Genomic DNA, 26,631 nt, shown 5'->3' with positions numbered 1-26,631 from the left:
CCCCACACCCCCCCCCTCCTCACCCCCCCCTATCTTTTTGCCGGCGGCCCGGGGTGGCTATCCCCCTACCCGCGGCGCCCGTGGGCCCCGGGCCGCGCCACCAGCTCGGTTTCGGCGAGCTGGTGGCGCTCCCGGCCGGGCTGGCGCAGGAACAGCGTCAGCACCGCCGAAACGAGCGCGATGCACCCGGCGAGGATGTACGCGCCGGTGTAGCCCCAAACGCTGATGACACCCGCGGCGAGCCCGCCGCCGCCGACGCCACCGATCAGTTTCGCGCTGTAGACCAGGCCGTAGTTCGAGGCGTTGTTGTTCTCGCCGAAGTAGTCCGGCACCAGCGCCGCGAACAGCGGGTAGAACGCGCCGCCCCCGAAGCCGGTCAGGAACGCGAACACCATGAACAGCACCAGGTTGTGGGTGTTCCCGGCGTACAGCACACCGAACTGCGCGCCGGCCGCGATCACCAGCACCAGGGTCAGTGTCTGCCGCCGCCCGATCTTGTCCGACGCCCAGCCGACGACCGCGCGGCCGGTGCCGTTCACGATCGCCAGTACCCCGGCCGAAGAAGCCGCGACGAACGCGCCGAAGTGGCTCACCTTCGCGAACGGCACCTGGAAGTTGATGCCGAACAGCGAAACCCCGCCGATGATCACCAGGCACACCCACATCAGCGGCAGCATCCCGGTCCGGACCGCCTCCACCGGCGAGAACTGCTTCACCGCCGGCGGGTTCTTCGCCAGGCGCCCGTTCTTGGACTGGCGGTCGCGGACCCAGCCGAGCGGGTCGACGTCGTGCGGCCACCAGCTCTTCGGCGGGTCCTTGAACAGGAACCCGCAGATCCCGACGGCGATGAGCATGTAGACGCCCATGACGTCGAGGATCACCGAGTAGTTGGTGGGGGTCAGGAAGGCTGCGAACACGTAGATGAACGGAACCGCACCGTAGGCGAAGCCGCCGTTGACGAAGCCCGTCCGCGCACCCCGTTTCTCGGGGTACCACTTGCCGACCATGTTGATGCAGGTCGCGTACACCAGCCCGGCGCCGATGCCGCCGAGCACGGAGTAGCCGGCGAACGCCAGCGCGAGGTTGCCGCTGTGGGAAATGGTGAAGTAGCCGATCGCGCTGCACAGTGCGCCGGCGAGCATGGCCGTCTTCGCCGACACGATGTTCTTCTCCCGCAACCGCCCGGCGGGGAAGGCGACCGCGGCCTGGAACACGGCCCAGATGCTGGCCAGCCAGAACGCGTCCGACAGCGTCCAGCCGTATTTCTCCTCCAGGGTGCCTTCGACGGCGCCCCAGCCGTATTCGAACACGCTGACCGCCATCATGGCGATCCACGGCAGCCAGACCATCCAGCTGCGCGAGCGCCCCATGATGTCCTGCGGGGTCTCGCCGATCCGGTACACGCGTCCGTTGTCGTCGACAATCTCCTGGTACCTAGCTGCGGTCATGAGAGTTCTCTTTCGTCACCGTTGACTTGTCTCCCTCTGTGCGCGCCGGCTCTGTTCAGCCGGCCGCCGCGGGTCGCGCCACCAGCTCGGTTTCGGCGAGCGGGGAGCGCTTTCCGCCGGGCTTGCGGCCCGGCTGGCGCAGGAACAGGGCCAGCCCCGCGGCCAGCAGGCTCGTCCCGGCCGCCAGGTAGAAGGCCGCGCCGTAGCCCCACCCGTCGATGACCAGCTTGCCGAGGCCCGCCCCGACGATCCCGGACACGAGCTTCGAGCTGTAGACGAGGCCGTAGTTGCTGGCGTTGTTGTTCTCGCCGAAGTAGTCGGCGGTCAAGGCAGCGAACAGCGGGAAGATCGCCCCGCCGCCGAACCCGGAGACCATCGACGCCAGCAGGAACAGCGGCATGCTGCCGATCGAGCCGGACAGGAACACCGCGACCTGGGCCAGCCCGAGGACCACGCAGACCAGCAGCAGCGTCTGCCGCCGCCCGTACCGGTCGGAGATCCAGCCGATCACGCCGCGCCCGGCGCCGTTGATGACCGCCTTCAAGCTCATCGCCAGCGCGACGATGCCGCCGGCGAAGCCCATCTCCTTGCCGAAGGGGACCTGCGCGGAGATGCCGAAGATGTTCACCCCCGCCGTGCACAGCAGGCAGATCCACATCAGCGGCAGCATCCCGGTCCGGACCGCCTCACGCGGGGTGAACTGCTTGACGGCGGGCGGGTTCTTCGCCAGCGACCGGCGCACCCGCGGGTCGTCCGGCACCTTCAGCGGGTCGACGTGCGCCGGCCACCAGTTCTTCGGCGGGTCGCGGAAGAAGAGCCCGCTCACCGCGACGGCGGCGGCCAGGAACAGCCCGACCGCGGGCAGGATGGCGCCGTAGTTGCCCAGGTCGAGGTAGTTCGTGAAGATGAAGATGAACGGCACCGACCCGTAGGCGAACCCGCCGTTGACGAACCCGGTCTTCCCGCCCTTGCGCTCCGGGTACCACTTCCCGACCATGTTGATGCAGGTCGCGTAGACGAACCCGGCGCCACCGCCGCCGAACAGGCCGAAACCCAGGTACGCCCAGAAGACGGTCGGCGCGTAGGCCAGTGCCACGTAGCCGAGCACGGTGCCGACCGCGCCGATCAGCATCGCGGACCGGGCGGACAGTTTGCCGCTTTCCCGCATCTTGCCCGCGGGGAACGCGACCGCCGCCTGGAAGAAGACCCAGACGGCCAGCAGCCAGAAGATGTGCGCGCCGTGCCAGCCGTGCGCCGCCGACAGCGTGTCCTCGGCGGAGGTGAACGCGTATTCCGAAGAGCTGATGGCCATCATGGCCACCCAGGGCAGCACCACCATCATCCACCGCGGCCGGCCCATGATGTCCCGGTCGGACTCACCGACCCGGTAGGTTCTTCCGTTCTTGTCGACTATCTCCTGAAACGTCGCTACGGTCATGAGAGTTCTCTTTCGTCACCGTTGACTGAAATTCACCGGTGCTTCGCCCCGGGCCGGGGGCTTCGCCACCCGGACCCCCGAAAGCACTGGTGGTCCCTCTGTTGCCGTCGTGCGGTGGATCTTCGTCCTTTCTCCTTCGGTGGACCAGCCCCTGTGGAAGGTGTTCAGAGCAGTCCGGCGGCCCGGGCCCACCGGTACTTCGCGCCGAGGACGGCGACGGGCTTTTCGGTGGTGTACGGGTAGGCGACGACACCGTGGTCGTAGAGGTACGTGCTCGCCTCCTCGACTTCGACGTCGCCGGAGAGCGACGCGACGACGGGCTTGTGGATGCCCTTCGCGCGGTACTCCTCGACCACTTCGGACACGAGCTCCGCGAACACCATCGGCGGGGTGACGATGGTGTGCCAGTAGCCCAGGATCAGGGCGTGGATGCGGTCGTCCTCGAGGCCCAGCGCGATCGTGTTGCGGTAGGTCGAGGGCGGCTCGCCGCCGGTGATGTCCACCGGGTTGCCGGCCGCACCGAAGGGCGGGATGAACTTCCGGAACGCGGTGTCGAGGTCCGGCGGGATCTCCATCAGGTCGAGCCCGTTGTCGACGCAGGCGTCCGACAGCAGCACGCCCGAGCCGCCGGCGCCGGTGATGATGACGACGTTCTTGCCCTTCGGTGTGGGCAGCAGCGGGATGCCGCGGGCGTACTCGAGCATGTCGTTCAGCCCGGGCGCCCGGATCACGCCGCTCTGGCGGAGGATGTCGTCGTAGACCTTGTCGTCGCCGGCCAGCGCGCCGGTGTGCGAGCTGGCCGCCTTGGCGCCCTGTGACGTCCGGCCGGCTTTGAGCACGACGATCGGCTTGCGCTTCGAGACCCGCGTCGCCGTCTCCGCGAACGACCGGCCGTCCTTGAGGTCTTCGAGGTGCATCGCGATCAGGTCGGTATTGTCGTCCTGCTCGAAGAAGGTGAGCAGGTCGTCCTCGTCGATGTCGGCCTTGTTCCCTACGCCGACGATCGAGGACACGCCCATCTTCGCCGAGCGGCTGAACCCGAGGATCGCCATCCCGATCCCGCCGCTCTGCGACGACAGGGCGACGCCGCCTTTGACGTCATAGGGCGTGCAGAAGGTCGCCGACAGGTTCTCCGGCGTGTAGTAGTAGCCGTAGATGTTCGGCCCGAGGATGCGCACGCCGTGCTTGCGGGCGATGGCGACGACCTCGTCCTGCAGCTCGATGTTGCCGGTCTCGCCGAAGCCGGACGGGATGAGGATCGCCCCGGCCGCGCCCTTCTTGCCGACCTCTTCCAGCGCCGCGGGCACGAACTTCGCCGGGATGGCGAACACCGCGACGTCGACGTCACCGGGCACGTCGGTGATGCTGGCGTACGCCTTGCGGTCGAGGATCTCGGTGGCCTTCGGGTTGATCGGGTGGATCTCGCCCGCGTAACCGCCGTTGACCAGGTTCTTCATCACCGAGTTGCCGATCTTGCCGGCCTCGGCCGACGCGCCGATCACCGCGATCGACGCCGGTTTCATGATCCGGTTCATCGAGGCGAGGATCTCTTCCTGGGTGAACCGGAACGGCTCCTTCGCCGCGTCCGGGTCGACCAGGATCCGCACGTCGACCGCGGTGGCCCCGGACGGCGTCGCGAGCACCGGGTTGAGGTCCACCTCGGACAGCTGCGGGAAGTCCGCGACCAGCTGCCCGAGCCCGGTGATCACCGCGGCGAGGGCGTCGCGGTCGACCGGCTCGGCGCCACGGACGCCCCGGAGGATCTCCGCGGCCTGGATGCCGTCGATCATCGAAAGCGCTTCCCCGGTGCTGGTCGGCGCCAGCCGGAAGGTGACGTCCTTGAGCACTTCGACCAGGACGCCGCCGAGGCCGAACGCGACGATCTTCCCGAAGGTCCGGTCGGTGACCGAGCCGATGATCACCTCCTGGCCCTCGGTGAGCATCTGCTGCACCTGGACGCCGAGGATCTCCGCGTCGGCGTTGTACGCCTTCGCGTTGTCGACGATCTTCGTGAAGCCGGCCTTCACCGCTTCCGCGTCGTTCAGCCCGACGAGGACGCCGCCGGCTTCCGTCTTGTGCAGGATGTCCGGCGAGACGATCTTGAGCACCACCGGCAGGCCGATCTCTTCGGCCTGGGCGACGGCGTCGTCCGCCGTGGTGGACAGCCGTTCGGCCGGCGTCGGGATGCCGTAGGCCTCGCAGACCGCCCGCCCCTCGGGCGCGGTCAGCGACGACCGCCCCTCGGCGGCCACCTGGTCGAGGATCTTCTCGACCGCTGCGCGATCCGCCACTCAGATCACCCCCGCCGCGCGGAACTTCTCGAGCTCGGTCTCGCTGTAGCCGAGTTCGGCCAGCACCTCGTCGTTGTGCTCGCCGAGCAACGGTGAGCGCTCGATCTCGACCGGGGAGTCCGACAGCTTGAGCGGGCAGCCGACGGTCTTGAAGCTGCCACGCTCCGGGTGCGCCACCTCGACGACCGAGCCGAGCTCTTCGAGGGTCTCGTCCTCGATCAGCTCCTTCGTGGACAGGATCGGGCCGCACGGGATGCTGTGGGCGTTGAGCTTCTCCATCACCTCCCACTTGGTGTGCTTCTCGGTCCACTCCTCCACGAGCGCGAACATCTTGTCCAGTTTGGACAGCCGGACCTCGGGGGTGGCCCACGCCGGGTCGTCGGCCAGCTCCTCCTTGCCGATGAGCCGGGCGAGCGGCGCCCAGCCGGGTGGCTGGACGATCACGTAGATGTAGTCGTTCGGCCCGCCGGGCGCGCACTTCACCGCCCAGCCGGGCTGCCCGCCGCCGGAGGCGTTGCCCGAGCGCGGCACCTCGTCGCCGAAGTGGTCGTTCGGGTACTCGCCGAGCCGGCCGTGGACGAGCCGCTGCTGGTCACGCAGCTTCACGCGGCACAGGTTGAGCACGGCGTCCTGCATGGCGACCTGGACGCGCTGGCCGCGGCCGGTGGAGGTCCGCTGGAACAGCGCGGCGAGGATGGCGGCCACCAGGTGGATGCCGGTGCCGGAGTCGCCGATCTGCGCGCCGGTCGCGGTCGGCGGCCCCTCCTCGAAGCCGGTGGTGCTCATCGCGCCGCCCATGGCCTGCGCGATCACCTCGTAGGCCTTGAAGTCGGCGTAGCGGCCGGGGCCGAACCCCTTGATGGAGGCGTAGATCAGCCGCGGGTTCAGCGCGGCCAGCTTCTCCCAGGGGTAGCCGAACCGGTCGACGACACCCGGGCCGAAGTTCTCCACCAGGATGTCCACTCCGGACACGAGCTTCTCGAAGACCTCCTTGCCCTCGTCGCTCTTCATGTTGAGCGTGATGCTGCGCTTGTTGGAGTTCAGCATCGTGAAGTAGAGGCTGTCGACGCCGGGCAGGTCACGCAGCTGGCCCCGCGTGATGTCGCCCCGGCCGGGAGTCTCGAGCTTGATCACGTCGGCGCCGAGCCAGGCCAGCAGCTGCGTCGACGACGGTCCGGACTGCACGTGCGTCATGTCGAGGACGCGGACGCCCTCCAGTGCCTTACCCATGGGGCCTCCGCTCACTTGTACATGGTCTGGTTCATGGTTCCGGGGGCGTACACGTCGGGGTCGACCCAGACGTTGATCAGCGACGGCTTGCCCGACTCGCGGGCCCGCTGCAACGCCGGCGCGATGTCGGCCGGGTCGCGGACCTCTTCGCCGTACCCGCCGAGCATCCGGGCGAACTCGTCGTAGCGGACGTCGCCGAGGGTGTTGCCGACGCGCTCGCGCGGCAGGCCGTACTTCGCGGCCTGGCCGTAGCGGATCTGGTTCATCGACGAGTTGTTGCCGACGATCCCGACGAACGGCAGGTTGAACCGCACCAGCGTTTCGAAGTCCCAGCCGGTGAGACTGAAGGCGCCGTCGCCGAAGAGCGCGACGACCTCCTTGTCCGGGCGGGCATGCTTGGCGGCCAGCACGAACGGGATCCCGACGCCGAGTGTCCCGAGTGGACCCGGGTCCATCCAGTGGCCGGGCGACTTGGGCTGCACGACCTGGCCGGAGAAGGTGACGATGTCGCCGCCGTCGCCGATGTAGATCGAGTCCTCGGTGAGGAACTCGTTGATCTCGTGGACCAGCCGGTACGGGTGGATCGGGCTCGCGTCGGAGTGCTGCAGCGGCAGCCGCTTCTGCTTCGCCTTCTCCTCCACGGCCTGGAGCTCTTCGAGCCAGACCTTGCGCGCGACGGCGCCGTTGTCCCCGCGACCGGACGCGGCCTGCGCGACGGCGGCCAGGACCTGACCGGCGTCCCCGACGATGCCGAGGTCGATGTCGCGGTTCTTGCCGACCGTGCGGTAGTCGAGATCGATCTGGACGACGGTGGCGTCCTTCGACAGCCGCTTGCCGTAGCCCATCCGGAAGTCGAACGGGGTGCCGACGATGATGATGACGTCGGCGTTGTCGAAGGCGTACCGGCGCGAAAGCTGGAAGTGGTGCGGGTCGCCCGGCGGCAGGGTGCCGCGGCCGGCGCCGTTCATGTACGCCGGGATGTTGAGCGTGCGCACCAGGTCGACGGCCGGCTCGGTGGCCCGCGTCGTCCAGACCTGGCTGCCCAGCAGGATGGCCGGCTTCTTGGCGTGCACCAGCAGGTCGGCGAGCTTCTCGATGTCGGCGGGGTCGCCCGCGTTCTTCGTCGACGCGCGGTAGCGGCCGGCTTCCGGGATGCGGGCCTGCTCGAGTGGCACGCGCGCGTCGAGGACGTCGCGCGGGATCTCCAGGAACGACGGGCCGGGCGCGCCGGCGTAGGCCTCGCGGAACGCCATCGACACGAGGTCGGCGACGCGCGCGGTGTGCGGCACGGTGGCGGCGAACTTGGTGATCGGCGTCATCATGTCCACGTGCGGGAGGTCCTGCAGGGACCCCATCTTGTGCTGGGTGAGCGCGCCCTGGCCGCCGATCAGCAGCATCGGGCTCTCCGCGCGCAGGGCGTTCGCGACCCCGGTGACGGCGTCGGTGGTGCCGGGGCCCGCGGTGACCACCGCGCAGCCGGGCTTGCCGGTGATCCGCGCGTAGCCGTCGGCCGCGTGGGCCGCGACCTGCTCGTGGCGGACGTCGATGACCTGGATGCCTTCGTCGACGCAGCCGTCGTAGATGTCGATGATGTGGCCGCCGCACAGGGTGAAGATCGTGTCGACCCCTTCGGCCTTCAGCGCTTTCGCCACCAGGTGGCCGCCGGATATCTCGGCCGGCGCGGGCTCGGCGCCGTTCGTCGCTCGGGCACTCTCCCCCGCGGTGGTGCCGGTCGTTGTCAGCGCCATTGCTCAACTCCTCTGGTCCGCCGCCGGATCTCTCTTGTCCGGCGCTCCGTATCCGGTCCGCTCGTCGCCGCTCCCCTGTCCGTCGAGGTCAGCGGCCTCTTCGCGGCAGACTGTAGATTGCATACCGTATGGGGTAGGCATATAGTCACTCCTCAAGCAGCCCGTGTCCAGGGCCATCCGCAGGGTTTTTCCCGGGCTTCGAGCCGGGCCCCGCGGACCACCACCGCGTGCCCGGACACGGCGGACCTCCTTGCCCTGCCCCGCCGCGGAAAGGACGCCCCCGCATGGACCTCTTCGAACACGAAGCCCGAGATCTCTTCGAGAAGCACGGCGTACCCGTCCCCCGCGGCCGGGTCGCCGCCGATCCCGCCGCGGCCCGGTCCGCGGCCGCCGAGCTCGGCGGCCCGGTGGTGGTGAAGGCCCAGGTGAAGACGGGCGGCCGCGGGAAGGCGGGCGGCGTCCGCGTCGTGCCTACCGCCGACGACGCCGAACAGGCCGCCGACGACATCCTCGGCATGGACATCAAGGGCCACACCGTGCACCGCGTCCTGGTGACCGAAGCCAGCGAGATCGCCGAGGAGTACTACGTATCCTTCCTCCTCGACCGCGCCGCGCGGACGTTCCTGGCGATGGCGTCGGTCGAAGGCGGGATGGAGATCGAGGAGGTCGCGGCGTCCCACCCGGACGCGTTGGTCCGCGTTTCCGTCGACCCGCTCGCCGGCGTCGACGCGGCCGCGGTGGCCGCCGCCTTCCCCGCCGGCGTCCGGGCGGAGATCGCCGGCGTCGTCGAAAAGCTGTGGGACGTGTTCGTCGCCGAGGACTGCACGCTGGTCGAGGTCAATCCCCTGGCCCGCACCTCGACCGGCATCGTCGCGCTGGACGGCAAGATCACCCTGGACGACAACGCTTCGTTCCGGCGGTCCGCGACGTTCGACGACCCGCTGGACGGCGATCCCCTCGAACGGGAGGCGCGGGCGAAGGGCCTCAACTACGTCAAGCTCGACGGCGACATCGGCGTGATCGGCAACGGCGCGGGCCTCGTGATGTCCACTTTGGACGTCGTCGCGGCGGCCGCGGCGGAGGCCGGCGCGCGCGGGCCGGCGAACTTCCTCGACATCGGCGGCGGCGCGTCGGCCGAGGTGATGGTGAACGGGCTGACCGTGATCCTGGGCGACCCGCAGGTGCGCAGCGTCTTCGTCAACGTCTTCGGCGGCATCACCGCGTGCGACGCCGTCGCGACCGGGATCGTGCGGTCACTGGAGATCCTGGGTTCCCGCGCCACCAAGCCCCTGGTGGTCCGGCTCGACGGGAACAACGTCACCGAAGGCAGGCGGATCCTCGCCGACGCCGCCCACCCCCTGGTCACCGTCGTGGCCACCATGGACGACGCCGCCCGCGAGGCGGCGAAGCTCGCGATCGCGGAGGTCTGACGTGGCCATCTTCCTGGACGAGACCAGCCGGATCGTCGTCTCCGGCATCACCGGCTCCGAAGGCGCCAAGCACACCCGGCGGATGCTGGCCGCCGGCACGCACGTCATCGGCGGGGTGAACCCGCGCAAGGCCGGGCAGCACGTGGAGATCTCCGGTCGTTCGCTGCCGGTGTTCAGCAGTGTCGCGGAGTCGATCGCGTCGGCCGGGGCCGACGTCTGCGTGCTGTTCGTGCCGCCGCCGTTCGTCGAGGACGCCGTCATCGAGGCCGTCGACGCCGGGATCGGGCTCGCGGTGGTGATCACCGAGGGCGTCCCGGTCCACGACACCGCCCGGCTGTGGGCGCACGCCGTCGCGGCCGGCGGGCGCACCCGGATCATCGGGCCGAACTGCCCGGGCATCATCTCCCCCGGCCGGTCCAACGCCGGGATCATCCCGGCCGACATCACCGGCCCGGGGCGGATCGGCCTGGTGTCGAAGTCCGGCACACTGACGTACCAGCTCATGCACGAGCTGCGCGACATCGGGTTCTCCACGTGCGTCGGGATCGGCGGCGACCCGATCATCGGGACCACGCACATCGACGCCGTCGAAGCGTTCGAAAAGGACCCGGAGACCGACCTCATCGTGCTGATCGGCGAGATCGGCGGCGACGCCGAGGAGCGGGCGGCGGAGTTCGTCCGGACTCACGTCTCCAAGCCGGTCGTCGGGTACGTCGCCGGGTTCACCGCGCCGGAGGGCAGGACGATGGGCCACGCGGGCGCGATCGTCTCCGGCTCGGCCGGAACCGCGTCGGCGAAGAAGGAAGCGCTGGAGGCCGCCGGAATCCGCGTCGGGCGGACGCCGAGCGAGACGGCGGCGCTGGCCCGCGAGGTGCTGGGCTGATGCCCGCGAAACCGCGGCTCGGGCTGGCGGTGCTCGCGTGCATGGACGCGCGGTTCAGCGTCCACCGGCTGCTCGGTCTGGGTGAGGGCGACGCGCACGTGATCAGGAACGCGGGCGGCGCGGTGACCGACGACGCGATCCGCTCGCTGACGGTGAGCCAGCACCTGCTGGGCACGCGCGAGATCGTGCTGATCCACCACCGCGACTGCGGGATGCGCACGTTCACGGACACGGAGTTCGCGCGCCGGCTGGAGTCGTCGACGGGGATGCGGCCGGGCTGGGCGGCGGAGACGTTCACCGACCCGGCCCAGGACGTCCGCCAGTGCATCAAGCGGCTGCGGGCGTCACCGTTCCTGCCGTTCACGAAAGCGGTGCGCGGCTACGTCCTCGACGAGCGGACCGGCGCGCTCGACGAGGTGTCGTGATGGAGCTGCGCCAGCTGGCGGTGGTGGTGGCGGTCGCGGAGGAGGGCGGCTTCACGGCGGCCGCCCACCGGCTCCGGACGGTCCAGTCGACGGTGTCCACAGTGGTCCGGACACTGGAGCGGGACCTGGGAGCGCCGCTGTTCCACCGCACGACGCACCGGGTGGTCCTGACGCCCGCCGGCGAGGCGTTCCTGCCCGCCGCGCGGGCGGCCCTGGAGGCGGCCGCCCGCGCCCGGGCCGCGGTGTCGCCGGTGTGCGGCCGGGTCCGGCTCGGGGTGTGCCCGGGGTTGCTGGCGGACTGGCACCGGGTGCTTGCTGCCCTGCGGGGCCTGCATCCGGGGTTGGCGGTGGAGGTGCGGCAGGTCCAGGTCGGTGAGGCGGGGCTGGTTCTGGCGGAGTCCACAGTGGACGTGGTGCTGACGGTGGCCGCGAGTTCCGCCGAAGCGGCTGCGCCTTCAGCCGACTCGACCGCCGACTGCGAGTTCGCGGCTATCAACGGTTTTGCGGCCGCGCACGGCGGTGACCATGCGGCCACGCCAGACCTCACGCACGTCACCACCCCGCTCCCCGGCGACGAGCTCGTCCTCGCCACCGCGCCCGGCGGTTCGCATTCCGCGCCCGCCGATCTCTGCGAACTGTCCCTCGTGGACTTCCCCCGGGGCTGGGCCATCCGCGAAGCCGTCGACCGGGCGTTTCCCTGCCGGCAGCGCTCGCTCGAGGTCGATGATCCCGCCGTCGCCGCCGGGCTCGTGCGGGCCGGGCTGGCCGCCTGCGTTCTGCCCGCGTCGGCGGTCTCGCGGTTTCCCGATCTCACCGTCCGGCGGTTCGACCGCCCGCCGCCGTGGCAGCTGGCCGCCGTGCACCGGGGCGATCCCTCCCCCGGCGTCGTCGCGCTGCTCGCTCAGCTCGGCTGAAACCCCAGCCGATCAGGTCGCGTGTAGACGTTCATCGACGTCCCGCGCAGGAAACCCACCAGCGTCAGCCCCAGCTCCGCGGCCAGGTCCACCGCCAGCGACGACGGCGCGGAAACCGCCGCCAGCAACGGGATCCCGGCCATCGCCGCCTTCTGCACCAGCTCGAACGACGCCCGCCCGCTCACCATCAGCGCCGTCCCGGACAGGGGCAGCCTGCCGTCCCGGGTCGCCCAGCCGACCACCTTGTCCACCGCGTTGTGCCGGCCGACGTCCTCGCGCAGGCACAGCAGCTTCCCGTCGGCGTCGAAGAGCCCCGCCGCGTGCAGCCCGCCCGTGCGGTCGAAGACCCGTTGCGCCGCCCGGAGTTCGTCGGGGAACCCGGCGAGCGTCGCCGGGTCGGTGCCGAACGGGTCGTCCCCGATCGGCCACGTCACCGTCGTCCGGACGGCGTCCAGGCTCGCCTTGCCGCACAGCCCGCACGAGGACGTCGTGTAGAAGTTCCGCTCCACCGACGCGTCCGGCGGCGCGACGCCCGGCGCGAGCACGACGTCGAGCACGTTGTACGTGTTGCCGCCGTCGGCCGTGGCTCCGGCGCAGTAGCGGATCGAGTGGACGTCCGAGGCCGCCCGCACCACGCCTTCCCCGACCAGGAACCCGGCGGCGAGGTCGAAGTCGTCGCCCGGGGTCCGCATCGTGATCGACAGCGCTTTCCCGGCCACCCGGATCTCGAGGGGTTCCTCGACGGTCAGCGTGTCCGGGCGTGCGGCGGGCACGCCGTCGCGGACGCGCAGCACCCGGCGCCGGCTGGTCATCCGCCCCACGTCAGGCCGCCGGCAGCAGCGACTTGGGCCGGCCCGGCTGGGTCAGCCGCCCGGACAGCACCGCGCCGGCCAGGCTCAGCACGCCGGCCGCGGCGAACGCGCCGAAGAACCCGTGCGACGTGACGACGAGCGCGGCCAGCCCGATCCCGACCACCGCGCCGACAGCCTTGGCGGAATACAGAATCCCGAAGTTCTGCGCCGCCGACTCCTCGCCGAAGTACTCGCGCACCAGCCCGACCAGCAGCGTGTAGCAGCAGCCGTTCCCGAGGCCGGCCAGCGCGACACCCAGCAGCAGGCCGACGGCGTGCCGGTGCTCGCCCGAATAGAACAGGACGAACTGGGCGACGCCGCCCGCGAACAGCGCGAACCGCAGGATCCGGTGCCGGCCGAGCCGGTCGGCGAGCCGGCCGATGAGCACCCGTCCGCTGCCGGTCGTCGCGGCGAGCAGCGCCAGTGCGGCCGCGGCGAGCCCCGGCCCGTTGCGTTCGGCGACGAACGTCGCCAGGTAGGCGAGGTCGAACAGCAGCACGGCGGCCGCGAGCACGACGACCAGGTAGAGCGCGAGAGTCGTCCCGCACCGGAACAGCTCCGCCGGCCGGTAGTGCCGGACAGCCGGGCGCCGGTTGTGCGCCCGGTCGAGGGCCCAGGTGCGCGGCTCGGGCGTCGCCGGCCACCAGTTCCGCGGCGGGTACCGCAGCAGCGCGCCGCATCCGGCGATCACGGCGAGCACGACGGCCGCGGTGACGTCCAGGAGCACCGGCCGCGCGGCCGGCAGAGCGGCGGCGAGTACGACGAAGGGCACGCTGCCGTAGGCGAACGCGCCGCTGACGATCCCCGCGCTCGCCGCGGTCCGGTCCGGGAACCAGGCCAGCACCGCGCCCACGCAGGTGGCGTAGACGAGGCCGGTGCCGAGCCCGCCGAGCACGGAGTAGCCGAGGAAGACGGTGAGCAGGCTGCTCGCGTGGCCGAGCGTCACCAGCCCGGCGGCGCACAGCACCGCGCCGATGGCCATCGCCGCGGGTGCCGGGAGCAGGCCGCGTTCGCGCAGCCAGGCGGCCGGGAACGCCGTGCCGGCTTGGCAGACGGCCCAGACGGCGAGCGAGAGGACGATCCCGCCGAAGGTCCAGCCGTGCGCCCGGCTCAGCGCGGGGACGATCGCGCCGAAGCCGTACTGCTGCACCCCGGCGGCCAGCATCGCCGCCGCGGCCAGCCAGGTGATCCACGTCCGCGGCCGGCCGAGCAGCTCCCGGTCGGATTCCCCGACGCGGTACTGCCGTCCGTAGACGTCACGGAGCTCTCGGACCTCGGTCATCGTGACCGCCTCCTCGGAACCCTCGACTGAAGATTGTATGCAGTATGGAGTAGTCCGAGTGTGCGCCTATCGCGGTCGATTGTCTACAGAGAGGCCCGATCGGCCGCGCATAAAAGAGGAAGCGCTTCGCGGCGTCAGCTTCGACTTGACGTGGCAGCGCCGCACGCGGATGCCCAGCGGGGCGAGATGAAGGCGGCCCGGTGGCCATCGAGGGAGGAGGCGGCCACCGGGCCGTGCTCCGGCGCGGTACCGGCCGCGCGGAGCACTGACAGTCTGGCCATCGGAGCCACCCTCCGACAAGCTTTACCGGCCGGGAAGTGTGCGGTAGCCGCGGCTTTTTTCGCGCCGGCGTCGCGATGCATTGCGCGAACCGCAACCGCGGCCGAACGGAAGACAGAGCCACCGGGCGAAGACAGCGCGGTGGGAAACAAACAAACGCGATCCACAAGCGAGCGACCGCGTACTACAACCGCCGTCACGCCTTTCGCGCGCCGGGACCTCCCCGACCCCAGGCGCGCGAAACACCGCGACCGTCGTGATCAGACGGCACGGCCGCGGGAAGTTCCTTGCCCGCAACCGGTTCCGGCGTCAGGCCTTCTTGCGCGAAGCTCGCTTGCGCACCGGCTTGACTTCGGCCGGCTCGGCGGCCACGGCCTGGTCGGCCTCGAAGCCCGCGATGATCTCGCTCGACAGGCGACCCCGCTCCGCGACCTCGTAGCCGTTGACCTGCGCCCATTCGCGGATCTGACGGTTGCGCTCGCGGTCGGTGCCCGAGCTCGACGAGCCCGTCAGCGACTGGCCGGTCGCGAGGCGCACCTTGCGGCCGCCGGTCCGCCGCGCGACGGCGACGAAGCGAGCGAGCTCGTCCCGGAGCGCGGACGCGTTGCCCTCGGACAGGTCGATCTCGTACGTCACCCCGTCGAGGCTGAAGGGGACGGTCTGCGAAGCCTCGCTCCCGTCGAGGTCGTCCACCATCTCGACGTGCACCCGTTGCGCCATGGTTCGTCGTTCCTCATCTTCTCCAGAACACGGTCGGACAGACCCTAACCTGTCGAATCACGTCCGGCACGCGCGACACCCGTGAAGCGTCCACAATGGCCGCCCGGGCGACCGCGTCACCCCCGTCCAGGATGACCGCAACCGAGCCGAAATGCGCGTGGTCTTGGTGAGTATCTGTTTTCGTGATATATTCGAAATCGAATCGGTACCGTGTCCACATGACCACCGCCGACTTTCCCGGTATTGCACCCCGCGTCAGCCGCACGAGCGGCGCATTTGCTCCTCGACGCTGAGCCGATCGTCTTCTCCGACACCCTCGCCGCGGCCCTCCTCGGCGAGCGCGCCGAGGAACTCCTGGCCTATCACCACCTCCACGGTACCCATCCCGTCCTGGCCGGCGCCCGCGCCCAAGCGGTGTGCCGCAGCCGGTTCACCGAAGACCGGCTCCTTCGCGCCAATTCCGGTATAGACCAGTATGTGATTCTGGGCGCCGGGCTGGATTCGTTCGCCTATCGGAACGCGTCCGCGCGATTCCGGGTGTTCGAGGTCGACGGGCCGGCGACCCAGGCCGCCAAACGAGAACTGCTCGAGCGCGCCGGCGTCGTCGTGCCCGCTTCGGTCACCTTCGTCCCGATCGACTTCGAGACCGGTCCGCTCCGGGAACGGCTCGTCCAGAGTGGACTCGACCCGTTTCGCCCCGTGTTCGTCAGCTGGCTGGGTGTCACCGTGCACCTGACGCGGGAGGCGATTCTCGCCACATTGACGGATCTCGGCGGTTTGGCACCCGGATCGGAAATCGTGACCGATCACCTGCTTCCCGCGGAACTGCGGGACGCGGCCGGAAACGGCTACGCCGAAGCCGTCGCGCCGGTCGCCGCGGAACAGGGTGAGCCGTGGCGCAGCTTCCTCTCCCCCACAGCCGTGGCCGCCCTCCGGCGCGAAGCCGGTTTCGAAGTCGTCGAACAAGTGGGCCAGCGCGAGAGCGTCGACGCGCGGCTGTGGAACCGCACCGACGCGCTGCGGCCCGCCGCGCTTTCCGCGCCGGCGCACGCCCGCATTCCCGACCGGCCCGGAATGGCCGACGGCGGAAACGGAAGCTTTCGCCGTCAATCCGGCAGCAGGGGCACTTCCAGGTCGTCCGGACGGCCCAGCAGGACCGCCCGGGTGACCGCCGCCTTGCCGAACCGGTCCCGCACCGCGTCGAGCGCCGTGTCGAGCTGGGTCGCCCGCTGCCGCTCGAACGGCAGCGTGAGCTGGAACGGGTCTTCGTCGGCCAGGTTGGACAGCGCCGCGCCCAGCAAGGTGATGCCTCGGTCGGCGATCATCGGAAGCGCCGCCACGAGCAGTTCCCGCGCCGCGGCGAGCAAGACGGCCGTGCCCGCGGTCGGCTCGTTCAGCGTGTGCGAGCGCGTGACGCGGGTGAAGTCGGCGAAGCGCAGGCGGATCGTCACCGTCCGGCAGACGCGGCGGGCGGCGCGCAGCCGGCGGGCGATCCGGTCGATCAGCGCCACCAGCACCACGTCGAGCTCGGCTGGGGTCCGCCGGCCGCGTCCGAGGGCCCGCTGGGCGCCGATCGACCGGCGCCGCACGCCGACCTCGACGCGGCGCGGGTCCCGGTTGTGCGCCAGGGCGTGCAGGTGCCCGCCGGCCGCCCGGCCGAGCATGCCCACCAGGTCCACCGGCTCGGACGCGGCCAGCTGGCCCACCGTCGTGATCCCCCGCGCGCGCAGCTTCTCGGCGGTGACCTTGCCGACGCCCCAGAGCGCGCCGACCGGCAGCGGGTGCAGGAACTCCAGCTCAGCGTCGTGCGGCACGACGAGCAGACCGTCCGGCTTGGCCACCCGGCTGGCGACCTTGGCGAGGAACTTCGTCCGCGCAACCCCTACCGTGATGGGCAGCCCGGCCCGCTCGGCGACGGCGGCGCGCAGCCGTTCGGCGATGCGGCTGGGCCGTCCGCCGATCCTGGCCAACCCTCCGACATCGAGGAAGGCCTCATCGATCGAGAGGCCTTCCACCCACGGCGTGGTGTCGTGGAAGACCTCGAAGACCACCTTGCTCGCGGCCGAATACGCCGACATCCGCGGCGGCACGACGACGGCGTGCGGGCACAGCCGCCGGGCCTGCGCGCCCCCCATCGCCGTGCGCACGCCATAGGCCTTGGCCTCGTAACTCGCGGCCAAGACGACCCCGCCGCCGACGATCACGGGGCGCCCTTTCAGCGCCGGATCGTCACGCTGCTCGACCGACGCGTAGAACGAGTCGAGGTCGGCGTGCAGGATGGGCCCCTCGTCGGTCATAGAACATATGTTCGCATACGCGGGGGCCGAAGTCCGCTCATCCGTCCGCCGCGGAACCCCTGCCGCTGGTCGAAACTGAGCGTTTTCCCGGTTGTCCACCCTCTGTTGTCACGGTCACACTCGACGCATCGATAGACCCGACCACTGGGGGCGACATGTCCGAGAAGTGCAGATGCGGCGACCACCACGCATGGGCCAGTCCGAACCCGCAGGACCAGCCCGCCGCGGCGCGGCAGCCGCTCCTGGCGTCGACACTGACCGGCGAAGACCACGCGGAGGACGCCGGCCGGATCGACCCGACGGACCGCGTCACGTGCCGCACGCACCGCCGCTGGCTGCACGACTGCGTGTCATCCCCGGTCCACACGAACCCGGCGATCGGCTACCGCTGGTGCCGCAGCTGCGACCACCAGGCGCTGGTCGCGGTGGACGAGCTGACCGGCGATGTGACGATCCATTGCGGACTCTGCGGGCGGAGCCCTCGTAGCCGTGCCAATCTGGAGCTCGTCGACCTGTGCCGGCGCAGCCTCGCGCTGGCTCGCGAGGGACGGTTCCCGGAGACGGCTGTCGCCTGACTGCCGGTTTCCGGAGGGTGTCGTCGCCTAACTGCCTTAAGCACCCGCTCCCGGAGAACGCTGCCGCCGGACTTCCGTAAGCACCGGTCCTCGGAGTGCGCCATCGCCTGATTGCCGTTAGCGCCGGTTCCCGGAGCGCGCCGTCCCGGACTGCCGCAAGCGCCCGCTCCCGGAGTGCGCCGCCGCCCGGACTGCCATGATGCGGGGGTGCCCGAACCCGGAACCACCGCGCTGGTGATCCTGCTGCCCGCCGCCGAACCCGCGCTGGCCGCGGCCCGGCGGGTGGACCCCACCCTGGTCCGCCCCGGCTTGGCCGCGCACGTGACTGCGCTGTACCCCTTCTTGCCGGACACCTCGCTGACTTCCTCGGTGTTGGCCGCGGTCCGGTCGCTCGCCTCGGCCGTTTCGCCGACCGAGGTGCAGCTCACCGAGTTCCTGAGCGCGCCTGGTTTCGCGGCGCTGCCGGCCCCGTCGCTCCAGCCGATCACCGATGCGGTGTGCGCGCGCTGGCCGGAGGTTCTCCCCTATGGCGGACGGTTCGGCCCTCGCCCGCCGGCACACGTGACCGTCGCAATGGGCGGCGACGAGGCGACTCTTTCGCGGGTGGCCGACGAGGTGCAGCCCCTGTTGCCGCTGGCAGATCGCGCGACGGCGCTGCAGCTGGTCGCCCTCACCGATCGCGGCTGGGAGCTGCGACTCGAAGCGCCTTTCGCCGGGTGAAGCCACTTATGAAGTGACTACGGTCGCGCAGTAAGTGCATATGTGGAGTGCTTTAACTTTTGAAGTGAGTACATCATTGGCATGAGTGCGCTTTCGTAGCCAGCGCTGCTGCGAAGTGAGTTCACTGATGTAGTCAGTACACCTTTGCACTCGATACGCCTTCGAAGTCAGTGCACCTGGCGGGCTTCCTAGCGCCACAGAACGACTAGCGCGCCGCGAAGTTACCGCACCGGGCTGCCAACCTCGTCCACCGTCTCACCGCCCACCTTCCGGTATGCAAGCGCGATCGCCCGCAGCCGCGCCACGTCCGCGGCGAACGGCTCCGCCTGTGCGTCCGACGGTGGCTCCTCCTCCCCCGGCTCGTCCGGAAGGTCACGCACCAGCCTCGCCGCGGCAGGCGGCGCCAGCTCCGGCGTCACCCCCGCCAAGATCAGGCCGTCGTTCGTCTCGCTCATCGCCGTCAGCAACCGCTCGCGGCGGGACGGCCCACCCGGGTCGATGCGGATGATCTCCGGGAACCGCCGGGTCAGGTGCGCGCGCAGGGGTCGCAGCAGGCGGACCGTCTTCGCGTCGCGGCGCCCGGCCACCAGACCCGGGATCGACGGGATCGTCAGCCCCACCACGATCAGCAGCACCGAGACCGCGGGGAAACCTACGTCGAGCGTGCACGGCAACGTCGAGAACGGCCCGCGGCACAATGCCTTCGCCGGATGGTCGTCCTGCAGCGCGCGGATCGTCGCGACGATCTTCCCCCCGAGGTACGCGACCGCGAACGCCGACGCCAGCAGCAACAGCGCCAGCCCGGCACGCAGCGCGCCACCGCTCGCCCGGACCGTCACGGCCGCCACCAGGCCGATGTCGAGCACCGCGAGCCCGAGGTAGACCGTGTAGACGAGGACGTAGACGACCAGCGTCGGGTGCGTGCGGTACAGCTCGTCGAACAGGCCGATGCCGCGCGGCAGCCCCGATGTGCTGAAGAACATGACGGTCAGCAGGACCAGCGCGACGCCCAGTGCGACGAGCCGGGTGCGCCGGCCGCGGTCGCGGGTACCGCTGATCTCCGCGACCGTCAGCCCGATCCCGTAGGCCGCGACCATGGTCGCGAGGTTCGACAGCAGCCGTCCGAGGCTCGGGTAGATCTCGCTCTCGAAGAGCTGCGCGCGGTTGGAAAGGAAGCAGAACGCCGCCCCGAGCGCGATGAGCGAGACGGCCAGCCCGGCGCCCGCGTCGGTGCGCCGGGCGCGGACCGCCCGCCAGATCCCGACTGCCAACGCGGAGAGCCCGACCCCGACGAACAAAATGTCGATCACGAGACGCGACTATCCCAGGAGTGCCGCCAGCCGCCTAGCCTGATCCGCCGCCCGGCCGGACGCGCCCGGCTGAACGGCGGGTGGTTCGCTCGTCGCCGCGCTCATCAGCAGCACGGCGATCAGCTCGGCCTCGTACTCGTCGGTGCCGGTCGTCACGCGGGTGAGCAGGTGCGACAGCGCCTGCGGCGCCAGGTCCGGGGCCAGCTGCGCGGCTTCGGACTCCGACATCTGGCAGGTCCCGGTGTGCGCGCACAGCATGTGGGCGAGCTCGTGGGCGATGATGTGGTCCTGGTGCAGGGCCGAGGTGTGCTCGACGTAGGCGATCAGGTCGTAGTCCGGGCGGGGCTGCCAGGCGCCGGACGGGCGTCCGGGCCGATACTCGACCGGGACGAGGTCGATCTCGCGCCCGCGCCAGGCCTCGAGGCGGTCGACCCAGGCGTTCATCGACCACGGCCGGGGCATCGGGACCGCGGCGAGCACCGTCCGCACCCGCGCCCGGGCGCCGGCTCGGAGATCCGTCAGGCCGCGCTCGTCGATGGGTCCTCCCCGGTCACCGGGCGCCAGCCGGGTGCACCGGGGCGCGATCACGGACGAGGTCATCGTAGCCGACCGCCCGCCTTCACTCCGGCTTCCGCCGCCGGCCGCCGCGATGCCGGGTCTCGTCGTAGCCGGCCAGTTGGTCGAGCAGCGCCGTCACGGTTTCGCGATCACGCGGGGTGAGCTGCATGGCCCGCTGCGCCAGGTTCCGCGCCTCGCTGTCGCGCCACGCCACGACGTCCCCGACCTGACGGTCGACCTGCCCGGCGACGGCGTCGTCGAAGAAGTACGTCACCGGCACGCCGAAGAACTGGGCCAGGGCCTGGATGTGCGAGCGCTTGGGGTCCTTGCGCGCGCCGACGGCGAGCTGCTGGACGTGGGTCGCCGACATCGTCACGCCGGTCTGTTCGGCGACGCCGTGCGCGATCTCCCGGTAGGAGTACGGCTTGCGGTCCGGCGGGTGGACGGTCGCGATCAAGTGCGCCAGTCGTTCGGCGAAACTGCGCTCATCGCTCACCACACACCACCTTCAGCCAGGAAACGTGACAACCGTCAGCGTAGCTGTTCCGAAAACTTGACACAGCCTGTCCCGGAAAGACTACGATACTCCTGTTCGATGTTTCGAAAACAGGACATCGGATCCCGGGGTGGCGCAGCGGCCGCGGGGCGAAGTCACGTGGCCGCTGGGGGTGGCCACGCGCCCAGCCCGCGTTCCCGCCGCGCCGCCCCACCTCAGCGCGTTCCCCGACGGGCGCGCGAGAGCGGGACCACTCGCGCCGGGGTGTCCGCCATGGGTGGGAGCGTAGAAGCGAGACGGTGGGCGCGGTGCGGCAAAAGTACCGTCCTGGCAAGGGTTTCGGCTGGCCGAGGGCTTCGGGCGGGGGGCTGGTGCGTGGCCGCGGCGGCACCGTGCGTGATCGCGCGGGCATCTCGCGTGCTCGGGTGGACCGCACGCGTGGCTAGGCTGGCATCTCGCGTGATCAGGCGGGCTTCTCCCGCGATTGCCGAGGCATCGCGCGTGACTGGGCGCGCATCACGCTCGCCGACCTCCTTCCCTCCGCTCCCCGGCCAGCAACCCGCGCAGGACTGCCGGGGTCTTTCCCGCGTGTTCGCGGACCGTGCGGGTCAGGTGGGCCTGGTCCGCGAAACCCAGGTCCGCCGCCAGCCTGGCCAGCTCGCGCTCCCCCGCCTCCAGGCGGTCCAATGCCCGGCCGACTCGGAGCCGGTTACGGTATCGCGTCAGGGAAACGCCCAGCTCGCGCGGGAAAGCCCGGCTCAGCCGGTACGGCGAGACCCCCAGCAGATCCGCCAGCGGGAAGAGCCCGCCCGGATCGCAGGAGGCGATGGCCTCGCGGGCGCGGGACACCAACGCGCGATCGTCCGTTCGGTCAGCTGAAGCAGGCGTACGGACGACCGCCGCCTGGGTGATCGCGTGGCCCACCAGCTTCAGGAGTTCCTCCGCCAGCGCGTAGTCCGGGTCGGTGACCGCCGCAACCGCGCGGCGGTGGGCCAAGTCGAGCCGGGCGTCGACGTACACCGTTGTAGCGGCCGGACTGTCGCCCGTGAGCTGGCTCCAGCGCTGCGCGCCGAACGCCACCGAGGTGCACACGTCTCCGCCCGCCGGGTGCGCGAAGCTTTCCTCATCTCCCGGAGAAGCGAGGTAAGCCAGCGCAGGGTCGGCGTCCGCGACCGTTCCGCGGACGCGGCGGCGGAACCGGCCGCGGCGGACGAGCACCATCCGGTGGCCGGCCGCCACCTCGGGCGGCGACCAGCCGGGGTGGACCTCCGCGCACCGGACCACGCTCACCGCGTACCCCGGGCGGGCCGCGACTTCCACTGTTTCGAGCACGAGCCGGACGCTACGCCGGGGGTCCGACAGTTTCCGCAAGGATCTTCAATACCCCCGCCCGCCGCGGAAGGCAAGCTGCCGGGACAACGAAAGGAGTCGGGAAATGCCCGCGGAACTCACCACGATCGTCCTCGACTGCGCCGACCCGGCCGCGCTCTCCGCCTTCTACGCCAAGGCACTCGGCCTGGAGGTGACCTACTCCGACGACGACACCGTCCAGCTCGGCGGCGCGGTCGGGCTCGGCTTCCAGCGCGTCGCCGGCTACCGGGGCCCGGCCTGGCCGGACGACGCCAAGCACGCCCACCTCGACCTCCGCGTCGGCGACCTCGAAAGCGCTGTCACGGAGTTCGAGGCGCTCGGCGCCACCAAGCCGGACTTCCAGCCCGGTGGCGCCGAGTGGGTCGTGCTCGCCGACCCCGAAGGTCACGTCTTCTGCCTGATCCCCGGCTGATTCACCGGCGGTAGACGCCGAACTCGTACAGCGAGTAGCCGTACCCGGTGCCGCGCTGAGTCGCGGACATCCGCACGTACCGGGCGGTGGCCGAGACGGCGAGGTCGTCGGCGCCGCCGTCGCCCGTCGTCGTCGAGTACACCGACCGCCAGTTCGCCGCGTCGTCGCTGACCTGGATCTCGTAGGCCTTCCCGAAGGCCGACTCCCAGACCAGCTGGACGTGGTCGAACGCCTGCCGGCTGCCCAGGTCCACCTGCAGCCACTGCGGGTCGGCCCACGCGCTCGCCCAGCGGGTCGCGGTGTTGCCGTCCGTCGCGGCCTGCGGCGGGTACGGCGCGCCGGGTCCGTCGGCCTGGTAGGTCGACGCCGTGGTCGCCGCGCCGCGGGCCAGGTTCGTGCCCGGCACCGGCGGGGCGACCACGCGCAGCGAACGCGTCTCGATGCCGACGTTGCCGTGGCCGTCCCGGGCGTAGAGGTAGATCTTCCAGACGCCCAGCTGCTGCGGCGCGGTGACGGTGAACGTCCCGGTCCCGGTGAACTGCGCCGGGATCAGCCCGCCCGCGTCGTTGATGTACTTGCTGTTGTAGCCCATGGTGTAGGCGATCGGGTCACCGTCCGGATCGGACACCCCGGCGGTCAGGGTGAACGTGCCACCGGCCGGGACGTCGGTGCTGCGGCTGAGGTTCATCGACGAGATCACCGGCGGTGTGTTCCCGCCCGTCTGTCCACTGTAGATCCGTCGGACGGCGTACCAGGAAAGCCGCTTCTCGTTGCCCGTGGTGATGTTGAACCAGACGCCGCCGAAGTCGCCCTCGGTGCCGTAGTGGAAGAGCGTCGCGCCGAGCGCCACGCCGGGGTGGGCCAGCACGCAGTTCCAGGCGTTGACGTAACCGTCGCGCTTCTGCTGGTCGGTCGGTTCGGTCGGCACGCCGTTCGCGTCGTTCGGGACTTCCCACTCGCCGGCCGGGCCGGTCTCGGTGATGATGTACGGCTTCGTGTAGCCGCCCGCGAGCCAGTCCTGCTTGACCTGGCACACCTGAGCGTAGGAGTTGACGGAGTAGAGGTCGAGGCTCGGCGCGTATGCCTTGTAGTACGGCCACGCGCCGGTCCAGGCGTCGGTCGAGGTCACCGGGTGGTTGGCGTCGATCGCGTGGATGGCCTGCGCCGCTTGGTCGACGAAGCGGGTGTAGGCGATCCGGTTCTGCTCCAGCAGCGTGCCGGAGTAGCAGTTCTGCATCCCGAGGATCGACTCGTTGCCGACGTTCCACATCAGCACGCCGGGGTTCGTCTTGTAGGTGTTGACCCACTTCTGGATCTCGCCGAGCATCGTGTTCTTGTAGTTCGTGTCGGTGGTGTAGTCGACGCAGCCGCCGCTGCCGGGACCGCCTCCCGGCTGCAGCCAGAAGCCGGCGACGACCTTGATGCCGTTGGCCGCGGCGGCGTCGAGGAGAGGCTGGGTCGTGCCGTCGGTGCCCCAGGTGCGGACGGTGTTGACGCCGATCGCGTGCAGCTCGGGCATCCGCGTGGCCGCTTCGCCGACCGGCGGGCCCCAGGTGAGACCCTTGACCGTCCACGGCTGACCGTCGACGCTCAGCTGCCAGTTGCCCTGGCTGCCGGTCACCTTCGTGACGCCGGGGCCGCCGGGAGTCGACGTGCCCGGGGTGCCGCTGACCTGGAATTCGAAGAGTGAGTAGCCGTAGCCGCCGACGCGGTGGGTGCCGTAGAGGCGCACGTACCGGCCGTGGCCCGTGACGGCGAGATTCTGGAGACCGCCGGTCGCGGTCGTCGTACTGTATACAGTCTGCCAAGACGCGGCATTGTCCGAAACCTGGATTTCGTATGCGGTCGCGTAGGCGGCTTCCCAGTTCAGCGTCACCTGGCTGATGTCCGCGGACGCGCCGAGGTCGACCTGCAGCCACTGCGGGTCGCTCCAGGCGCTCGCCCAGCGGGTGCCGGCATCGCCGTCGACGGCCGCCGACGCCGGGGTTCCCGCGCCTTCGCTGCTCGACGCGGTCGCCGGTCTTCCTTGGGAAAGCAGCGTGGCGGCGTGCGCCGGGGACGGGCCGGCGAGCAAGCCCAGCAACAGCAGGGCCACCAGCGCCGGAACGGCACGGAGGAGCGACGGTCGGTCCACGATGACTCCCGTACGACAGGGGACGGAGATTGGAGAGCGCTCTCCAGCGCGTCCGATGGTTCGTCACCGCGCCCCGCGTTGTCAAGATTCCGGTCGTGAATCGGACAATGCCTGTCCGACGGTGCATCCGGGTGCTCCTTGACACGGCGGCAGCTCGCTGCGCATGCTGTGGGAGAGCGCTCTCCCATCCTTGGCACCTCACCGTGGAGGACCCTTGGCAACGAAAGCCGCGCTCCTCGCCTGCACCGCCGCCACCGTGCTGGCAGGCGCCTTAATGACCGCGGCCACCTGGTCGCCCGCCGGAGCCGACGACCTGGTGACCCACCACGAGTTCCAGGTCAACTGCTCCCCCAGCCACCACCAGCCGGACGACCCGATCGTCTTCCCCGGGCTGCCCGGCGCGTCGCACGACCACACGTTCATCGGCAACAAGACCACCAACGCGGCCAGCACGACGCAGTCGCTGCAGGCCGCGGGCGTCGGCAACACCACCTGCCTGGCGCCGGACGACCTCTCGGCGTACTGGTTCCCGACGGTCTACAACGGGAACCAGGTGATCCTGCCGAACTTCGCGCAGGTCGTGTACTACAAGTCCGGCATCCTCGACTACACCAAGGTGGTGCCGTTCCCGCCCGGCCTGCGGTACGTCGCCGGGACCGTGACGGCGACCCAGGACGAGTTCCAGCACGCGACCGGCGCCGTCGAGGGCTGGGAGTGCGGGGACAGCTTCCACAACTGGGACATCCCGGTGCAGTGCACGCCGGGCAGCCAGCTCAACATCCGCTACCAGGCGCCGAGCTGCTGGGACGGCGTCCACCTGGATTCGGCCGATCACAAGAGCCACATGGCGTACCCGGACCGGGCGACGCTGACGTGCCCGGCCGACCACCCGGTGGCGGTGCCGATGCTGGAGTTCAAGATCGCGTTCCCGGTCAGCGGGAACATGTCCGGCGTGCACCTGGCCAGCGGGCGCGGGTACTCGTGGCACTACGACTTCTTCAACGCGTGGGACCCGCCGACCCTCGCCGCGCTGGTCACGCACTGCATCAACGGCGGGCTGCAGTGCGACCCGCGCGGGTTCGACCTGTACAAGCCGGACCGGGGCACCGTGCTCGGCTCGAACTACCGGCTGCCCGGCCGTCCGTGAGACGGCTGATCCTGGTGGGGGCGGCGGTGGTGGCGACCATGGGCGGGTGCGCCACCACCGGCCCCGCCCCCACCGCCGGCCCCGCTTCCCCGTTCAACCCGACGGACGTCGCGTGGCTGCAGCTGGTGGTGCCGATGACGGAGAACGCGCTGTCGGCGGCCCGGCTGGCTCCGGAACACGCGGCGAGCCCGGCGGTCCGGGCGGCCGCGGACGCCGTCGCGGCGCCGGCGGAGCGGCTGCTGACGCGGTTGAAGTCGGCCCGCGACCGGGCGGGGTTGCCGGCCGCCAATGTCCACAGTGGACATCGGATGCCGGGGATGGTCACCGCGGCGGACCTGGTGGCGTTGCGCACCGGGACCGGCGCGGAGTTCGACCGGCGGCTGGTCGCGCTGCTGCGGGCCAACGCCTCGCAGCTGGTGGTACTGGCCAAAGGTGAGCAGACCTCCGGCGCGGACGCGGAGACGAAGCGGCTGGCCGGCGAGGTCGGTGCGGAAGGGGCGCAGCAGGAGAAGGCGCTCGCGAACGCGCCCTGATCCCACCGGCGATTCCCCACGCAGGCACATAGTCCGTGAAGGCCACATTGAGGGACTTGAAGTCCCTCAACCGACCGCCCCGACCACCCGGATCGCCCCGGCGCGCACCTGCTCGCTGAAGTCGCCGGTGGAGCCGATC

23 protein-coding genes and 1 pseudogene are annotated in these 26,631 nt (G+C 70.7%); 10 read left to right on the top strand and 14 right to left on the bottom strand.

Features of this window, described 5'->3' with window-relative positions:
- Positions 1–65: 65 nt before the first annotated feature.
- From AB0C38_RS47990 to AB0C38_RS47970, 5 genes are all read right to left on the bottom strand, one after another.
- Positions 66–1,448 carry an OFA family MFS transporter gene (locus AB0C38_RS47990; RefSeq protein WP_360687895.1) on the bottom strand — a complete coding sequence of 461 codons (1,383 nt, stop codon included), beginning with the start codon at positions 1,446–1,448 and terminating at the stop codon, positions 66–68.
- Between the two features lie 55 nt (positions 1,449–1,503).
- Positions 1,504–2,886 carry an OFA family MFS transporter gene (locus AB0C38_RS47985; RefSeq protein ID WP_360687892.1) on the bottom strand — a complete coding sequence of 461 codons (1,383 nt, stop codon included), beginning with the start codon at positions 2,884–2,886 and terminating at the stop codon, positions 1,504–1,506.
- 164 nt (positions 2,887–3,050) lie between these two features.
- Positions 3,051–5,177, bottom strand: a complete 2,127-nt coding sequence (locus AB0C38_RS47980; protein WP_360687889.1) for an acetate--CoA ligase family protein — start codon at positions 5,175–5,177, stop codon at positions 3,051–3,053.
- Positions 5,178–6,407 carry a formyl-CoA transferase gene (gene frc, locus AB0C38_RS47975; RefSeq protein ID WP_360687886.1) on the bottom strand — a complete coding sequence of 410 codons (1,230 nt, stop codon included), beginning with the start codon at positions 6,405–6,407 and terminating at the stop codon, positions 5,178–5,180. It lies immediately after the preceding gene.
- Between the two features lie 11 nt (positions 6,408–6,418).
- Complete coding sequence (locus tag AB0C38_RS47970; protein ID WP_360687883.1) at positions 6,419–8,155, bottom strand: thiamine pyrophosphate-binding protein; 1,737 nt, start codon at positions 8,153–8,155, stop codon at positions 6,419–6,421.
- Between the two features lie 284 nt (positions 8,156–8,439).
- Here AB0C38_RS47970 and sucC point away from each other — a divergent pair, with 284 nt between their 5' ends.
- Genes sucC through AB0C38_RS47950 form a run of 4 tightly spaced genes read left to right on the top strand, consistent with a single transcriptional unit; the run spans position 8,440 to position 11,807 of the window.
- A complete protein-coding gene (gene sucC / locus AB0C38_RS47965; protein WP_360687880.1) occupies positions 8,440–9,585 on the top strand; it encodes an ADP-forming succinate--CoA ligase subunit beta in 1,146 nt (381 codons plus the stop codon).
- 1 nt (position 9,586) lies between these two features.
- Complete coding sequence (gene sucD / locus AB0C38_RS47960) at positions 9,587–10,468, top strand: succinate--CoA ligase subunit alpha (protein WP_360687877.1); 882 nt, start codon at positions 9,587–9,589, stop codon at positions 10,466–10,468.
- Complete coding sequence (locus AB0C38_RS47955) at positions 10,468–10,893, top strand: carbonic anhydrase (protein WP_360687874.1); 426 nt, start codon at positions 10,468–10,470, stop codon at positions 10,891–10,893. Before sucD ends, AB0C38_RS47955 begins: the two co-directional genes overlap by 1 nt.
- Positions 10,893–11,807 (top strand): LysR family transcriptional regulator, encoded by a 915-nt coding sequence (locus tag AB0C38_RS47950; protein WP_360687871.1) that lies wholly within the window; start codon positions 10,893–10,895, stop codon positions 11,805–11,807. The genes AB0C38_RS47955 and AB0C38_RS47950 overlap by 1 nt, the downstream gene beginning before the upstream one ends.
- Here the strand turns inward: AB0C38_RS47950 and fdhD are convergent.
- The 3 genes from fdhD to AB0C38_RS47935 all read right to left on the bottom strand — a co-directional run bounded on the left by fdhD (position 11,795) and on the right by AB0C38_RS47935 (position 14,939).
- A complete protein-coding gene (fdhD, locus tag AB0C38_RS47945; RefSeq protein ID WP_360687868.1) occupies positions 11,795–12,628 on the bottom strand; it encodes a formate dehydrogenase accessory sulfurtransferase FdhD in 834 nt (277 codons plus the stop codon). The genes AB0C38_RS47950 and fdhD overlap by 13 nt on opposite strands.
- A 1-nt stretch (position 12,629) precedes the next feature.
- The gene (locus AB0C38_RS47940) at positions 12,630–13,940 is read right to left on the bottom strand and encodes an OFA family MFS transporter (protein ID WP_360687865.1); all 1,311 of its coding nucleotides are present in this window, start codon (positions 13,938–13,940) and stop codon (positions 12,630–12,632) included.
- 588 nt (positions 13,941–14,528) lie between these two features.
- Complete coding sequence (locus AB0C38_RS47935; RefSeq protein ID WP_360687862.1) at positions 14,529–14,939, bottom strand: Lsr2 family protein; 411 nt, start codon at positions 14,937–14,939, stop codon at positions 14,529–14,531.
- Between the two features lie 243 nt (positions 14,940–15,182).
- On the opposite strand from AB0C38_RS47935, the pseudogene AB0C38_RS47930 reads away from it, so the two are divergent.
- Positions 15,183–15,860 (top strand): annotated as a pseudogene (locus AB0C38_RS47930) (class I SAM-dependent methyltransferase); the annotation flags it as partial.
- Positions 15,861–16,045: 185 nt separating this feature from the next.
- Here the strand turns inward: AB0C38_RS47930 and dinB are convergent.
- Complete coding sequence (gene dinB, locus AB0C38_RS47925) at positions 16,046–17,236, bottom strand: DNA polymerase IV (protein ID WP_360687859.1); 1,191 nt, start codon at positions 17,234–17,236, stop codon at positions 16,046–16,048.
- 155 nt (positions 17,237–17,391) lie between these two features.
- Between dinB and AB0C38_RS47920 the strand changes: the two genes are divergently transcribed.
- Positions 17,392–17,811 (top strand): hypothetical protein, encoded by a 420-nt coding sequence (locus tag AB0C38_RS47920; RefSeq protein WP_360687856.1) that lies wholly within the window; start codon positions 17,392–17,394, stop codon positions 17,809–17,811.
- Positions 17,812–18,018: 207 nt separating this feature from the next.
- Positions 18,019–18,531, top strand: coding sequence for a 2'-5' RNA ligase family protein (locus AB0C38_RS47915; protein ID WP_360687853.1), 513 nt, complete (start codon positions 18,019–18,021; stop codon positions 18,529–18,531).
- 221 nt (positions 18,532–18,752) lie between these two features.
- Here AB0C38_RS47915 and AB0C38_RS47910 read toward each other — a convergent pair whose 3' ends face one another.
- From AB0C38_RS47910 to AB0C38_RS47895, 4 genes are all read right to left on the bottom strand, one after another.
- Complete coding sequence (locus AB0C38_RS47910; RefSeq protein ID WP_360687850.1) at positions 18,753–19,841, bottom strand: hypothetical protein; 1,089 nt, start codon at positions 19,839–19,841, stop codon at positions 18,753–18,755.
- Positions 19,842–19,850: 9 nt separating this feature from the next.
- Positions 19,851–20,441 (bottom strand): hypothetical protein, encoded by a 591-nt coding sequence (locus AB0C38_RS47905; RefSeq protein ID WP_360687847.1) that lies wholly within the window; start codon positions 20,439–20,441, stop codon positions 19,851–19,853.
- Positions 20,442–20,460: 19 nt separating this feature from the next.
- The gene (locus AB0C38_RS47900; RefSeq protein ID WP_360687844.1) at positions 20,461–20,895 is read right to left on the bottom strand and encodes an XRE family transcriptional regulator; all 435 of its coding nucleotides are present in this window, start codon (positions 20,893–20,895) and stop codon (positions 20,461–20,463) included.
- Between the two features lie 516 nt (positions 20,896–21,411).
- Positions 21,412–22,257, bottom strand: a complete 846-nt coding sequence (locus tag AB0C38_RS47895) for a helix-turn-helix transcriptional regulator (RefSeq protein WP_360687898.1) — start codon at positions 22,255–22,257, stop codon at positions 21,412–21,414.
- Positions 22,258–22,330: 73 nt separating this feature from the next.
- Here AB0C38_RS47895 and AB0C38_RS47890 point away from each other — a divergent pair, with 73 nt between their 5' ends.
- Positions 22,331–22,678: a VOC family protein gene (locus AB0C38_RS47890; RefSeq protein WP_360687841.1), complete on the top strand. Its 348-nt coding sequence runs from the start codon at positions 22,331–22,333 to the stop codon at positions 22,676–22,678.
- Position 22,679: 1 nt separating this feature from the next.
- Here AB0C38_RS47890 and AB0C38_RS47885 read toward each other — a convergent pair whose 3' ends face one another.
- On the bottom strand, positions 22,680–24,812 hold the full coding sequence (locus AB0C38_RS47885) for a discoidin domain-containing protein (protein WP_360687838.1): 2,133 nt from the start codon (positions 24,810–24,812) through the stop codon (positions 22,680–22,682).
- 214 nt (positions 24,813–25,026) lie between these two features.
- On the opposite strand from AB0C38_RS47885, the gene AB0C38_RS47880 reads away from it, so the two are divergent.
- Together AB0C38_RS47880 and AB0C38_RS47875 are read left to right on the top strand one after the other, a co-directional pair.
- Positions 25,027–25,959, top strand: a complete 933-nt coding sequence (locus tag AB0C38_RS47880; RefSeq protein WP_360687836.1) for a DUF1996 domain-containing protein — start codon at positions 25,027–25,029, stop codon at positions 25,957–25,959.
- Complete coding sequence (locus AB0C38_RS47875) at positions 25,956–26,492, top strand: DUF305 domain-containing protein (RefSeq protein WP_360687833.1); 537 nt, start codon at positions 25,956–25,958, stop codon at positions 26,490–26,492. Before AB0C38_RS47880 ends, AB0C38_RS47875 begins: the two co-directional genes overlap by 4 nt.
- Positions 26,493–26,631 lie beyond the last annotated feature (139 nt).

Origin of the sequence: Amycolatopsis sp. NPDC048633 (genome assembly GCF_040650695.1) — a bacterium.
In the GTDB taxonomy this organism is placed as follows: Bacteria; Actinomycetota; Actinomycetes; order Mycobacteriales; family Pseudonocardiaceae; genus Amycolatopsis.
Note: the sequence above shows the minus strand (reverse complement) of the source record. Positions and strands in the feature narration are given on the sequence as shown.